This window comes from Pseudomonas sp. ADAK2 TE3594 (assembly GCF_053628675.1).
Genome location: NZ_JBRJGV010000001.1, coordinates 4097091 through 4110330 on the forward strand (window position 1 = coordinate 4097091; position 13240 = coordinate 4110330).

Annotated in this window: 16 protein-coding genes; 10 read left to right on the forward strand and 6 right to left on the reverse strand. The window is 57.7% G+C overall.

Annotation, left to right across the window (positions count from 1 at the left end; translation table 11 throughout):
* Positions 1-52 precede the first annotated feature (52 nt).
* The gene (locus tag AB7M22_RS18060; protein WP_454187320.1) at positions 53-1279 is read right to left on the reverse strand and encodes a molybdopterin molybdotransferase MoeA; all 1227 of its coding nucleotides are present in this window, start codon (positions 1277-1279) and stop codon (positions 53-55) included.
* The gene (gene moaB / locus AB7M22_RS18065; protein ID WP_007895059.1) at positions 1263-1802 is read right to left on the reverse strand and encodes a molybdenum cofactor biosynthesis protein B; all 540 of its coding nucleotides are present in this window, start codon (positions 1800-1802) and stop codon (positions 1263-1265) included. Before moaB ends, AB7M22_RS18060 begins: the two co-directional genes overlap by 17 nt.
* Before the next feature lie 81 nt (positions 1803-1883).
* On the opposite strand from moaB, the gene mobA reads away from it, so the two are divergent.
* Positions 1884-2486, forward strand: coding sequence for a molybdenum cofactor guanylyltransferase MobA (mobA, locus tag AB7M22_RS18070; protein WP_454187321.1), 603 nt, complete (start codon positions 1884-1886; stop codon positions 2484-2486).
* A 76-nt stretch (positions 2487-2562) separates the two neighbouring features.
* A complete protein-coding gene (locus AB7M22_RS18075; RefSeq protein WP_008009361.1) occupies positions 2563-2784 on the forward strand; it encodes a YgdI/YgdR family lipoprotein in 222 nt (73 codons plus the stop codon).
* 88 nt (positions 2785-2872) lie between these two features.
* On the opposite strand, the gene AB7M22_RS18080 is transcribed toward AB7M22_RS18075, so the two are convergent.
* From AB7M22_RS18080 to AB7M22_RS18090, 3 genes are all read right to left on the reverse strand, one after another.
* Positions 2873-3763, reverse strand: coding sequence for a pseudouridine synthase (locus tag AB7M22_RS18080; RefSeq protein ID WP_454187322.1), 891 nt, complete (start codon positions 3761-3763; stop codon positions 2873-2875).
* 73 nt (positions 3764-3836) lie between these two features.
* On the reverse strand, positions 3837-4157 hold the full coding sequence (locus tag AB7M22_RS18085) for a hypothetical protein (protein WP_008009365.1): 321 nt from the start codon (positions 4155-4157) through the stop codon (positions 3837-3839).
* A gap of 162 nt (positions 4158-4319) precedes the next feature.
* Positions 4320-4562: a glutaredoxin family protein gene (locus AB7M22_RS18090; RefSeq protein WP_032835369.1), complete on the reverse strand. Its 243-nt coding sequence runs from the start codon at positions 4560-4562 to the stop codon at positions 4320-4322.
* Positions 4563-4771: 209 nt separating this feature from the next.
* Between AB7M22_RS18090 and AB7M22_RS18095 the strand changes: the two genes are divergently transcribed.
* Positions 4772-6484, forward strand: coding sequence for a cation:proton antiporter (locus AB7M22_RS18095; protein WP_454187323.1), 1713 nt, complete (start codon positions 4772-4774; stop codon positions 6482-6484).
* Between the two features lies 1 nt (position 6485).
* On the opposite strand, the gene AB7M22_RS18100 is transcribed toward AB7M22_RS18095, so the two are convergent.
* Complete coding sequence (locus tag AB7M22_RS18100; protein ID WP_454187324.1) at positions 6486-7694, reverse strand: ammonium transporter; 1209 nt, start codon at positions 7692-7694, stop codon at positions 6486-6488.
* 305 nt (positions 7695-7999) lie between these two features.
* On the opposite strand from AB7M22_RS18100, the gene AB7M22_RS18105 reads away from it, so the two are divergent.
* The 7 genes from AB7M22_RS18105 to AB7M22_RS18135 all read left to right on the forward strand — a co-directional run bounded on the left by AB7M22_RS18105 (position 8000) and on the right by AB7M22_RS18135 (position 13234).
* Positions 8000-8314 (forward strand): DUF883 family protein, encoded by a 315-nt coding sequence (locus tag AB7M22_RS18105; RefSeq protein ID WP_454187325.1) that lies wholly within the window; start codon positions 8000-8002, stop codon positions 8312-8314.
* Between the two features lies 1 nt (position 8315).
* The gene (locus tag AB7M22_RS18110; RefSeq protein ID WP_008009373.1) at positions 8316-8705 is read left to right on the forward strand and encodes a phage holin family protein; all 390 of its coding nucleotides are present in this window, start codon (positions 8316-8318) and stop codon (positions 8703-8705) included.
* Positions 8702-9040, forward strand: a complete 339-nt coding sequence (locus AB7M22_RS18115) for a hypothetical protein (RefSeq protein WP_454187326.1) — start codon at positions 8702-8704, stop codon at positions 9038-9040. Before AB7M22_RS18110 ends, AB7M22_RS18115 begins: the two co-directional genes overlap by 4 nt.
* A gap of 123 nt (positions 9041-9163) precedes the next feature.
* Positions 9164-10327, forward strand: a complete 1164-nt coding sequence (locus AB7M22_RS18120) for an EAL domain-containing protein (protein ID WP_454187327.1) — start codon at positions 9164-9166, stop codon at positions 10325-10327.
* A gap of 117 nt (positions 10328-10444) precedes the next feature.
* Positions 10445-11776, forward strand: coding sequence for a deoxyguanosinetriphosphate triphosphohydrolase (locus AB7M22_RS18125; RefSeq protein WP_008009376.1), 1332 nt, complete (start codon positions 10445-10447; stop codon positions 11774-11776).
* 170 nt (positions 11777-11946) lie between these two features.
* Positions 11947-12351: a response regulator gene (locus tag AB7M22_RS18130; protein WP_454187328.1), complete on the forward strand. Its 405-nt coding sequence runs from the start codon at positions 11947-11949 to the stop codon at positions 12349-12351.
* Between the two features lie 256 nt (positions 12352-12607).
* Entirely contained in the window at positions 12608-13234 is a 627-nt protein-coding gene (locus AB7M22_RS18135) for a response regulator (protein WP_007895044.1), read from the forward strand.
* The last annotated feature ends 6 nt before the right edge of the window (positions 13235-13240 follow it).

Below are 13240 nucleotides of genomic sequence, written 5' to 3' on the forward strand. Positions count from 1 at the left end.
ACGCAAGCCCAATGCGATCAACCGGGCTTGCGTGACAAAACCAGCGCCTGTATCAGCTCAAGACTTCACTCAGCGGGATGAAGCTCACACAATCACCCTCGATCAGCGTACGGTCTTCCAGCACTTCAACCAGACCGTCAGCCCAGGCAGCACTGCGCAGTACGCCAGAGCTCTGATTCCTGTAGATGATTGCCCGGCCATTCTCCAGACGTCCGCGCAAGTACTCACGTCGGTTACCAGCCTTTGGCCAGACAAACCCTGCCGGCACCTGAAACTTCAGGGGCTCAACCTCTTTTACGCCTTGGCGGCGTAAGAGGTAGGGCCTTGCCAACAGAGCAAAAGTCACCAGGGTCGATGCCGGATTGCCGGGTAAACCAATCACAGGCACACCGCGAAAATGCCCGAACGTCAGTGGTTTGCCTGGTTTGATGGCAAGCTTCCACAGAGTCAATTCGCCCTCTTCCCGCAAGGCAATGCCCAGGAAGTCAGCCTCTCCCACCGATACGCCACCGGTCGAGAGAATCAAGTCGACATCCTTTAGCTCACCAAGGCGGGCACGAGTGGTCGCTAAATCATCGGGAAGAATGCCGGCATCGATCACCTCACAACCCAAGCGCTGCAACCAGCTGCAGAGCAATACCCGATTGCTGTTGTAGATCTGTCCCGGCCCAAGGGCCTGACCGGGCTCAATCAACTCATCACCGGTAGACAAGACCGCAACACGAGTTTTGCGAACCACGTCCAGCTCAGCGCACCCCAGCGATGCCGCCAGCCCCTGCTCGATAGGCCCCAGACGTGTTCCGGCGGGCAAGATCAGCTCACCGACGTTGGCTTCCTGACCTTGTGGACGGATGTTCTGTCCCGGGGTCATGGTCTCGGTGAAACGTACCCGCTCATCCGCCTGAACCTCGGCGTTCTCCTGCATCTCGACACAGTCGGCACCTGCGGGCACAGGCGCGCCGGTGAAGATCCGCGCACAGGTACCCGGCTTCAAGGGCTCCGGGTCCTGGCCTGCAAAAATCTTCTGACTGACCACCAACGGCTCTCCCGTCCAGTCGGCCAGATGCAAGGCGTAACCGTCCATGGCACTGTTGGGCCAAGGCGGCAAATCAAGTGTCGAGACCAGGTCAGTGGCCAGTACACGCCCCTGAACCTGCGCCAACGGCAAGCGTTCGTGCTCACGAATCTTCGTGGCGTCGGCCATTTCCAGTAAACGCGCCAGTGCCACTTCGACAGCCATCAGACTGCCAGTCTTGCCTGGCTTACCCGCGCGATTCACAGGGTGCCGCCTGTTTCAGGTGGGCCACGAAATTGCACGGACGGTGACGCGAATCCAGTTGCTCGGCAAGAATGCCGTCCCAACCAGTGCGCACCGCATTGGTCGAGCCCGGCAAACAGCACACCAGCGTGCCATTGGCCAGACCGGCCAAGGCCCGGGACTGCACTGTCGAGGTGCCGATATCCGCTACCGATATCTGCCGGAACAACTCACCAAAACCATCAACCTGTTTATCCAGCAGGCAACTCACGGCTTCGGGCGTGCTGTCGCGACCGGTGAACCCGGTACCGCCGGTGATCAGCACCACTTGCACGACCTCATCGGCAATCCAGTTGGCGACTTGCGCGCGAATTTTGTAGAGGTCATCTTTAAGCAGTACACGGGCCGCCAAGTTATGACCGGCAGCGCTTAAACGGTCAACGAAGACCTGGCCTGAGGTATCGGTTTCCAGGGTACGGGTATCGCTGACAGTCAGCACCGCGATGTTGAGCGGTGCGAAAGGTACATCAGCCTTGGCTTTCATAGGCTCGTCCAGTTGTAGGAGAAACAGCCCGGTGTTATATCACAGCGCCTCATTTTTTCGCCGCCCCCATGGAGAAGTGCGATGACCTCGAATACACCTCTGGCGCCTTGCTCCATTCTGCTCCTGGCCGGCGGTCGCGGCCAACGCATGGGGGGTCAAGACAAGGGTTTGCTGGATTGGCACGGCGAGCCACTGATCGCGCACCTGCACCGTAAGACGCGCCCACTGAGTGATGACCTGATCATCTCCTGCAACAGAAACCTGGAAAAATATGCGCCTTATGCGGATCAGTTGGTCCATGACGACGAAGGCGACTTTCCGGGGCCATTGGCGGGTATTCGCGCAGGCATGAAGGCGGCCCGTCATGCCTACTTACTTGTGCTGCCTTGCGATGTGCCACGCATCGATGCCGCGCTGCTCCAGAACATGCGTGAAACTGCCGGGCAGCATCCGGACAAGCCGCTGATGCTGCGCCACGGCGAACACTGGGAACCCTTGCTGTGCATGATTCCTGTCGCCCTTTCAGCGGCTTTCGAGACGGCCTGGAACGAAGGTGAGCGCAGCCCGGGCCGCCTTATGCGCAAACTGGGCGCCACGGCCCTGCAATGCCCGGATAACGACGCTCGCCTGGCCAATCTCAATACGCCGGAACTGTTAAGCACACACCACACTGTGTCAGACTGACACGCGAAGGAACTTGCGCGCGTTGTATACGTCTCAAGCTCGGCAATCAAAAGAATTTCCATTCGGAGACACACCCATGACCCAACGGACCCTCGCCACTTTCATGCTCGCACTGGGCCTTGCGACCCTCGCCGGTTGCGCATCGCCTACAGTGATCACCTTGAATGACGGTCGAGAAATCCAGGCCGTCGACGCGCCTAAGTACGATGAAGAATCGGGCTTTTACGAGTTCGAACAACTGGATGGAAAACACACCCGCGTCAACAAGGATCAGGTTCGCACCGTTAAAGAGCTGTAATCTTTGCGGCGACACCAGATACAGAAAAGCCCGCTTTAAAAGCGGGCTTTTTCGTGGCTTAAGAAAAGCAGAGTCGTTAGCCCTGTGATCACCACTGCAAGGTGATAGTGCTTTCGAATTCTCTGTCCTGCCCCGTGACCGGATCGACAAATCGCAACCCCTGAGCCAACAGCTTCAAGGGGTTGGCATAGTCATCTTCTACGTCCTTGAGCACCTGCGGATAGAACGGATCATTGCAGATGCTGGCCCCCAGGGCCGTCATGTGAACTCGCAACTGATGTTTCTTACCCGTCACCGGGTACAGCGCATAACGCCAGAGTTCACCGTTTTTTTCCCTGACCTCGACAGCCGTCTCGGTATTGCTGATGCCCGGACCTTCTTGCATGCGAAAAAACGGCTCGCCATCGATAAGTCGACTTTTATGGACCAGCGGGAAGGAGTGTTCAGGCAATGCCCGGGCGATTGCTTCATAGCGCTTTTCGATCTGGCGTGTAGGAAACAATGACTGATACGCCGACCGACTCTGAGGGTTGGCTGAAAACAGCACCAGCCCCGCCGTATGCCGGTCGATGCGATGCAATGGCACCAGATGCGGGTTATCCAGTCGACGGATCAGCCGTCGCAGCAATGTCTGCTCCACGTATTCACCCGCCGGAGTCACAGGCAGAAAGTGCGGCTTGTCCGCCACCACCAGATGCTCGTCGGCATAGAGGATCGACTCCACTACCGGGATCGATTTTTCGTCCGGCACCTCACGGAAGTAATGAATCCGCAGACCTTCCTTGTAAGGCAGGTCCAGGGCAATCGGCAGGCCGTGCCCATCGAGGACACGACCGCGAGCAATTCTGTCCAGCCATTGTTCACGACTGATGGCGCTGAAGTGTTCGCACAGGCAATCGAGCACGGTCTGCCACGGCCCCGGCGGCAGATAGAGCGTGCTGGCCTGGTTATGTGCAGCAGAAAAAGATGAAGTGGACATACGAAAAGCTCTAACCCCTCAATGCAGGGCGGCATTATCCAACAGTGGCCGGAACGAACCTAGAAGAGAATCCTCAGGCCGGTATCGACTGTGTTCGAGCGGCCGCTTCGGTGAACTCCTTGAGCCAGCGCAGCACATCGACCGCTTCCCAGCGCCCCGGATCATAAAGCGCATACAACAAACCCTGATAGCCCACGACATCCAGCTGCCGGTGATAGCCCGCACGCTGGAACAAGGCTTCGATTTCGGCGAAACAGGTATTGAAATGCAATTTGTTGAAGGGCGTTTTTCCTTCCGTGACCAGGCCATCCAAACGCAATTCGACGACGGCCTCGCGCACCACGTCCGCCGACATCCGGTTCACGCTGTTCTTCAATTGCTCGACATTGACCAAGGTTCATCCCTCTGACGTCCGGGATCGGCTGCCAAACCCGAAACCGGGAAAAGCATGGCAGGCAATCGGAATAACTGTATGCACATACAGTAACCGAATAACCTGTCTTTGGCCAATGGATGACACGAGGATCGCGACAGGTGGGGCACATCGCAAGCAGCATCAGGGTTCGCGCAGGAACGCCACCACTTCATCGGCACCAAACGGCCAGCCCAACTCAGCGCCGGTATCGACCCGTCGCAACACCGGAATACGCAGACTGTAAGCTTCGAACCAGGTTTCATCGTCAGCGATATCCACCAGTTCCACCAACAGACCACGCTCGACAAACTCCATCAGCATGGCTTCGGCGACTTCACAGAGATGGCAACCAACGGTACCGAACAGCTGACATTCAGGAGGCATGACGACAAGACCCATCGAAGTAAGCGCTCATTCTAGGCCCGCTATCAAAAGCAGTCGAGCCGATGCCCTATCTGTCTGAGCAATGGCTGATTTCAAGAGATTTCGGCAAACTCCTGACGCACATCATTCGCCTCAACGGTCATTTGCGCGATGCTCGCGTCTTTTTTGCCTCTACGCTTGAGTAGTCAGAACCCTCACCGGAGCTTTTTGTGTTCGCCAATCTGTTGATCATCTTCACCTCCTCACTGGTGGTGATTGCACTGTTCCAGCGCCTGCGCTTGCCGCCGGTGCTGGGCTACCTGTGCGTAGGGCTGATGATCGGGCCGACAGCGTTCAACTGGGTGAATGAAAGCGAAGAGCTGCCCGACCTTGCCGAGTTGGGCGTGGTGTTCTTGCTGTTCTCCCTCGGGCTTGAGTTTTCCCTGTCGAAAATGCTCGCACTGCGCCAAGTGGTATTTGGCCTGGGCAGCCTGCAAGTACTGGGTTCCGGGATTGTGCTGGGGGGGTTGCTGATGCTGTTCGGCATGCCGACCAAGCCTGCACTGTTACTCGGTACCGGTTTGGCGCTGTCGTCCACCGCCATTGTCAGCAAGGAGTTGAGCAGCCTCGGTGAGCTCTTCAGCCGCCATGGCCAGAATGCCATCGCCGTGCTGTTGTTCCAGGACGTGGTCGCAGTGTTGCTACTGACCCTGGTGCCGGTGTTCGCCGGCAGCAGCGACCAGGCCTGGTATTGGGCGCTGCCTTTGACGCTGGGCAAGACCATAGTGCTGTTCGTCGGCCTGCTGCTGGTCAGTCGCTGGTTTCTGCCACGGCTGTTCCATGAAGTCGCCGCGTCCCGGTCCGCAGAGTTGTTCGTGCTGTTGGCGCTGGTGATCGTTTTGCTGACGGCCTGGTTGACTCACCTGCTCGGCCTCTCCCCAGCCCTGGGTGCCTTTCTCGCCGGCATGCTACTGGGGGAAAGTCACTACCGACATCAGATCGAAGCGGACATCCGTCCGTTCCGCGACATTCTGCTCGGGGTGTTCTTCGTCAGCATCGGCATGCTGATCGACTTGCGGTTGTTTGCCAGCCACGGCCTGCTGATTCTCGGTCTAACGCTGGGATTGCTGCTGATCAAAGGCACCGTGGTCGCGGTGTTGGTCAAATGGCGCGGCAGCGATGTCGAAACCGCCTGGCGCAGCGGCCTGGCATTGGCTCAAGGGGGCGAATTCTGCTTTGCCCTGATGGCGCAGATGCAGCAGAGCAAACTGATGCCCGCCGACTTCGGTGGCCTGCTGCTGGCCGCCACGTTCTGCTCGATGCTGGTGACGCCTTTACTGCTGCGCGCCGCTCCCCACATCGCCACACGCCTGCACCACAAGCCCAACGAAGAAGCCGAACTTGAAGAAATCAGCGCGCTCAATGCAGGCTTGCACAATCACGTAGTGATTTGTGGTTACGGCCGCGTAGGCCAGTCCATCGGGCGGGTCTTGCGTAATGTAGATCAACCTTACATTGCGCTGGATACCGACCCGGTGCGGGTTCAGGAAGCAGCCGTCAATGAAAGCTGTGTTCATTACGGCGACTCACGTCGCGGCGAGTTGCTGGTCGCGATAGGGCTGGAACGCGCCCGACTGCTGGTGGTCGCCGTGGACAAGACGGACATCGCACTGTTGATACTCAAGGAGGCACGCCGGTTCAACCCGAGCGTATCGATCCTGGTGCGCACGCGGGACGACAGTCAGTTGGCCGAGTTAAAGGCGGCTGGCGCCAGCGAAGTCGTACCCGAGTTGCTGGAGTCCAGCCTGATGCTCGCCTCCCACGCGCTGATCATGCTGGGCATACCCGGCCAGCAAGTGCGAGACCGGGTCGACCAGGTACGACGTGACCGCTATCGCCTGCTGCACGGTTTTTACCCCGGCGCAGACGATGAGGAACGGTGATTCAATCCTGACTCACGGCGCCGATCTTGTGCACCGACAAGTCCGCGCCGTAATACTCCTCTTCCTGGCTCAGGCGCAGGCCATGGAACGTCTTGATCGTGCCATACACCGCAAAACCGCCGGCCAGCGCCACGATCACCCCCAGAGAAGTGCCGATCAACTGACTGATCAGGCTCACGCCCCCCAAGCCACCCAAGGCGGTTTGACCAAAGATGCCGCAAGCGATCCCGCCCCAGACACCACACAGCCCATGCAAAGGCCAGACGCCCAGCACATCATCGATACGCCATTTGCCTTGAGCCGCGGTAAAGCACCAGACAAACAGTGCCCCGGCGATGGCACCGGTCACCAATGCGCCCACCGGGTGCATCAGATCCGAGCCGGCGCAGATCGCCACCAACCCGGCCAACGGGCCGTTATGCAGGAAGCCCGGGTCATTGCGCCCGACGATCAACGCCGCCACGGTGCCGCCGACCATGGCCATCAGCGAATTCACCGCCACCAGCCCGCTGACCCCTTGCAAGGTCTGGGCGCTCATCACGTTGAAGCCGAACCAGCCGACGATCAAAATCCACGAACCCAACGCCAGAAAGGGAATGCTCGACGGTGCGAATGCCACGAGTCGCCCATCGCGATAACGACCTTGCCTTGGACCGAGCAACAACACCGCCGCGAGTGCCAGCCAGCCGCCCATGGCGTGAACCACTACAGAGCCTGCGAAGTCATGGAAGCTGGCGCCAAAGCGCTCCAGCAACCAGGCCTGCAGACCAAAGTTGCCATTCCAGATCATGCCTTCGAAGAAGGGATAGATGAACGCCACGATCAGCGCCGTCGCACACAACTGCGGCACGAACCGGGCGCGCTCGGCGATGCCTCCGGAAATGATTGCCGGGATTGCCGCAGCAAAGGTCAACAGAAAGAAAAACTTCACCAACCCATAGCCATGGTCGGCAGTAATCACCGCCGCCGGTTGCATGAAAGTGACCCCGTAAGAAATCCAATAGCCTATAAAGAAGTAGGCTAGGGTCGAAATGGCGAAGTCGCTGAGGATCTTCGACAAGGCGTTGACCTGGTTCTTTTGTCGAACCGTACCCACCTCGAGAAAGGCGAAACCGGCGTGCATGGCAAGGACCATGACCGCACCGATAAGGATGAACAACGTGTTGGAGCTATGGACCAGACTGTCCACAGCACTTTGCAGATTTTCCATGGATTGGCAGACCTGAAGGCTGAAAAAAGCACCAAAGCAGTTCGCGCGGACGACTGACGCACCAAGTTGCAGCTCATCCAGACCGCAGCGCTAATCTGGATGAACCGCTTTGGCGCACAAGAACGCAGCCTTTGCGCGAGTTTTGATTATTTGAGTTAAGGTTTTCCTTAAATCATGCCCAGCAACAGCGCAATGGCGCAGGCTGACGCACCACGACACAGCAAAAGTTGTACCAGTCATTTGTACTGAACCTTCACGCAAGGCTCATACTCGAACGCTTCAGAAGCCACTTACGGAGATCACCAATGGCACGCACTACAGCAAAGACTGCTCAAGAAGTTCTGATGGAAGATTTTCAGACGCTGGTCACCGACACTGAAAGGTTGCTGGAACACACCAAATCCCTGGCTGGCGATCAAGCCGATGAGTTGCGCCAGCAGATCCATGACAGTCTGATGCGCGCGCGGGAAACCCTGAGATTGACCGAAGACTCTGTGCGCGAGCGCGGCAAAGCCGCTGTCACCGCCACGGAAGATTACGTCCAGGCCAACCCATGGCAATCGGTCGGAATTGCGGCTGGCGTGGGTTTCCTGATTGGCCTGCTAGCCACTCGGCGCTGATATGGCGATCGGCGAATCCGGCTCGTCCGAGACGGGCACCGGCTCATCACCGCGGCGCCTCGGTGCCGCGTTTCTTGGCCTGCTGCACAGTCATGTCGAACTGTTTGGCATTGAATTGCAGGAACAAAAAGCACGCACCGTAAGCCTGTTGCTGTTTGCAGGCCTGACGCTGGTCTTTGCCTTGTTATTACTGGTGGGGTTGTCGACGCTGGTGTTGATCCTGTTTTGGGACACCTATCGCCTGGCAGCGATCATCGGGCTCTGTGTGTTCTATACCCTCGCAGCGTTGTTCTGTGCGATGCGCTTGAGAGCAGCGATTTTCGATGAATCCTCGCCCTTCCATGGCACCCTGGAAGAGTTGGCCAATGATCGGGAGCGTCTGTTGCCATGAGCATGCCTGAACTTCCCCGCAACAGCTCGCGCACGGAAATGCGCAAGGCACTGATCCGCCTGCGCATGGAAATGCATCGCCAGGAAATTCGCCACGAATCCCAACACCTGTTGCATCCCCTGCAACGCGTGCGTGACATGACGCAAAACCTGCAAGACGGTCTCGGCATCAAACACGCCCCGCTCTGGGGCATCGCGGCCGTGATCGGGTTGGGCTTTCTGACCGGCAAGGGTGCCAAGGGTGGCGGTATCGGCAGCCTGACTCGGCTGGCTCGCCTGGGCGTCACGCTGGGGCCACTGATCAAGCTGATCATGCAGAACTCGCGCAAACACTAATCAGTCCTGTTTGGCTGCATTCTTGCAATACCACCGGGATCAACCTCTTTATCGAGAGGTTGATCCCGCGTGCCTGCCTGATGTCCAGGTTTACCCAGAACAACCCCTCACTAAGGAGGCCTCGTGATCGACGGGCAACCGCTCGCCTGCTTTCAACCGTTCATCGATACCGCGACGGGCCGCATCGCTGGCGTCGAAGCGCTGGGTCGACTGCGTCAGGCCGACGGTCAACTGACCTCGGTAGGACCGCTGTTCGCCGACCCGCGAACCCCCGCCATCGCCCTGCGTCGTCTCGATCGCCAGATTCGCGATGATGCGCTGAGCCGTCTGCATGAAGCGCCCCCGGACTGGTTTCTCAGCCTGAACATATCGCCCCGCTGGATCAGTCGCTTGCGCCGGGACCAGGCACTGCCAAGCCTCAAGCAGCTGAGCAGGCATGGCGTCGACGCACAGCGAATCGTATTCGAAATCACCGAACTGAGCGGCGACAGCCAGCGTCTGGCCGAAGTCGTGGCCCGCTACCGGCAAGCCGGGGCGCGGATCGCCATCGATGATTTCGGTGCCGGTTACTCTCAGCTCGATCGCGTGCTCGCTCTGCAACCGGACATTCTCAAGCTCGACATGCGATTGTTCCAGGCCGCCGCGCTGGGAGGCCCCAGCAGTGACGTGGTGAAGGCACTGGCGCAAATGGCGGAGAAAACCGGTTGCTGGATTATCGCCGAGGGCGTGGAAACCGAAGCTCAACTGAATTTTGCCCTGGAGTGTGGTTCACGCTACGTACAGGGCTTTCTGTTCGCCCGTGCGCAAGCTGACTTCTTCGCCACTGATGCCTTTGTCGAGCGCTTCGCGCAACTGCGCCAGCGCTATGTTCAGCAAAAACTGGCTGAACGCGCTCGTCTGATGATCATGCGCCAGCAACTCAGCGAACTGATGACCATCCTGCAAGCCTGGGCTCAAGCCAGCGCACCCCTCAGTACCTTGCCGCAACTGGAAGCGTTTCCCTGGTTATTGCGTTTTTATCAATGCGACCGCCACGGCACGCAGCTGACCCCCAACCTGGAATGGCGCAACAACGGCTGGGAAGCCGATAACCGCTACCTGGGCCATAACTGGTCATGGCGCCCCTACTTTTATCATTTGCTGGCCGAGGGTTGGGATGAGCGCCGGCTGACGCTTTCCAACACCTACCGCGATGCCACCAGCAATCAGTACTGCCTCACCGCCGGGCAATTTTTCGATAACGGCGAACGACTGCTGCTCATCGATATCGATGCCGCAGGGCTTTAGGGTCTGTTGACGTATGGTGGCGGTCGTCACCATACGTCAACAGACCCTAGTTCCTCTTGCAGGTATCGGCGCGAACCGGGAAGCTAGGGGATCAGTCACCTGACGGAGAAACCAGCCTTGGATTGGCAAACCCTGCTTACCCGCGAACGCCTCGGAAAGCCTGTGCACAGCCCGGAAGAACTCGGCCGCAGCCCTTTCCATAAAGACCATGACCGCATTATTTTTTCAGGCGCGTTTCGCCGTCTCGGGCGCAAGACCCAGGTCCATCCGGTCTCCAGCAACGACCACATCCACACGCGCCTGACCCACTCGCTGGAAGTCAGCTGCGTCGGCCGTTCGCTGGGCATGCGCGTTGGTGAAACCATCCGCAGCGCCCTGCCCGACTGGTGCGAACCGAGCGACCTGGGAATGGTGGTGCAATCGGCTTGCCTGGCCCATGACATCGGTAATCCGCCCTTCGGCCACTCCGGCGAAGACGCGATCCGCCACTGGTTCCAGCAGGCCGCAGGCCGTGGCTGGCTGGATGCGATGAGCGAAGCCGAACGCAATGACTTTCTCAATTTTGAAGGCAATGCCCAGGGTTTCCGGGTACTTACCCAGCTTGAATACCACCAGTTCGAAGGGGGGACCCGCCTGACCTACGCCACGCTGGGCACCTACCTGAAATACCCGTGGACTGCTCGGCACGCCGACTCACTGGGCTACAAGAAGCACAAGTTCGGCTGCTATCAGAGCGAACTGCCGCTGCTGGAACAGATCGCTCATAAACTCGGCCTGCCCCAACTGGACGAACAACGCTGGGCGCGCCATCCGCTGGTGTACCTGATGGAGGCCGCCGACGACATCTGCTACGCGCTGATCGATCTGGAAGATGGCCTGGAGATGGAGCTGTTGGAGTACGCCGAAGTCGAGTCCCTGCTGCTGGACCTGGTGGGCGATGACCTCCCCGAAACCTATCGCCAGCTCGGCCCGCAAGATTCGCGTCGGCGCAAACTGGCGATTCTGCGGGGCAAAGCCATCGAACACCTGACCAACGCAGCAGCCCGAGCGTTCGTCGAGCAACAGGACGCGCTGCTGGCTGGCACGCTGCCTGGCGACCTGGTGGAACACATGCATGGCCCCGCCAAACGCTGCGTCTTGAATGCCAAGGACATGGCGCGCAAAAAAATCTTCCAGGACAAGCGCAAGACACTCCACGAAATCGGCGCCTACACCACCCTGGAAATCCTGCTCAACGCCTTTTGCGGCGCGGCGCTGGAGCAGCACAACGGCCGTACGCCATCCTTCAAGAACCGTCGCATACTCGACCTGTTGGGCAATAATGCGCCCGATCCTCATGGCCCTTTACACACCTCCTTCTTGCGCATGATTGATTTCATCGCCGGCATGACCGACAGCTATGCCAGTGAAATGGCGCTGGAAATGACCGGTCGTTCAAGCCACGGATAGAAGCGTATCGGTCAGCCGTGCCAGAGCACTCTGAACGGCTGATCGAATGTCTCGACATTCATCTGTATTTCAACGTCGACAGAATCGCCCTACACCTTGTGCAGAGCGGACTGATCGATTGTTCGACCATCTCGCGAAATAATCACACTCCCCTGCTCGACAGATGACGCATGAAAACTCCTACGTTCAAACATGATTGGCGCATCTTGCTGGTGGAAGATCATCCCTTTCAGCTACGGGCGACTCAGTACCTGCTCGAGAGTTATGGCTTCACCCAACTGACCGCCACTGACAGTGCCGAAGGCGCCTTGCAGCAAATGCTCAAGGCTGCGCAACCGTTCGATATTCTTCTGTGCGACCAATGCCTGCCCGACCTTCCAGGCCTTGATTTGATCGAGTACGCCAGTCACCGGGGGATGATCAGGCAGGCAATACTTCTGAGCAGCCTGACATCCGTCGAACTGGACAAACTTAAAGTAGTGGCCTACGAACATGGACTGCCCTTGCTCGGTTACTTGATAAAGCCATTGAAACAATCAGACTTCAGAAACTTATTGACCTTGGCCTCAGCATAAAAACACAAAAACCCAAACACACTACAAACATGACCAAATCATAGGTTCACACCTCTAACTCAATGCTTTCAATCTCTCGACCAGCCCTACCAAACTTTTGCTCTTCCTCATGCAAAACCTAGTTGATACGTAGTCCTATTCTTCTTCGGCTGTAGGACTTTTCCTATATTGCTGCTACAGCCCCCTCAGTTCATGCGGCCCCTCAACTATCTGAGCTAAGGTGCGCGCTTTATTTGTGCACGTATGGGATTTGATTATGAACTCCGTTTTTATTGTCGACGATCACCCTGTTATCCGCCTTGCCGTTCGAATGCTGCTGGAACATGAAGGTTACAAAGTCGTCGGCGAAACTGACAATGGGGTCGATGCAATGCAGATGGTTCGCGAATGCATGCCTGACCTGATCATCCTCGACATCAGCATTCCCAAACTGGATGGGCTGGAAGTTCTCTCCCGTTTCAACGCCATGAGCACCCCCCTAAAAACACTGGTATTAACTGCACAGTGCCCGACACTTTTCGGTATTCGCTGCATGCAGTCCGGCGCATCGGGCTATGTATGCAAACAAGAAGATCTCAGTGAACTGATGAGTGCGATCAAAGCGGTCTTATCAGGTTACAACTACTTCCCCAGTCAAGCCTTGAACCCTGTTCGTCGTGACGACGCGCGCTGGGCCGACCTGGAATTATTTAAATCCGTTAACGATCGAGAGCTGATGGTATTACAGCTTTTCGCTCAAGGCCGTACCAACAAAGAAATTGCCAAGGGCATGTTTCTCAGTAACAAGACGGTCAGCACTTATAAAAAGCGACTCATGCAGAAACTCAAGGCCAAGTCCCTGGTTGAACTCATCGATATGGCAAAACGTAACGCGTTAGTGTGAGAAACA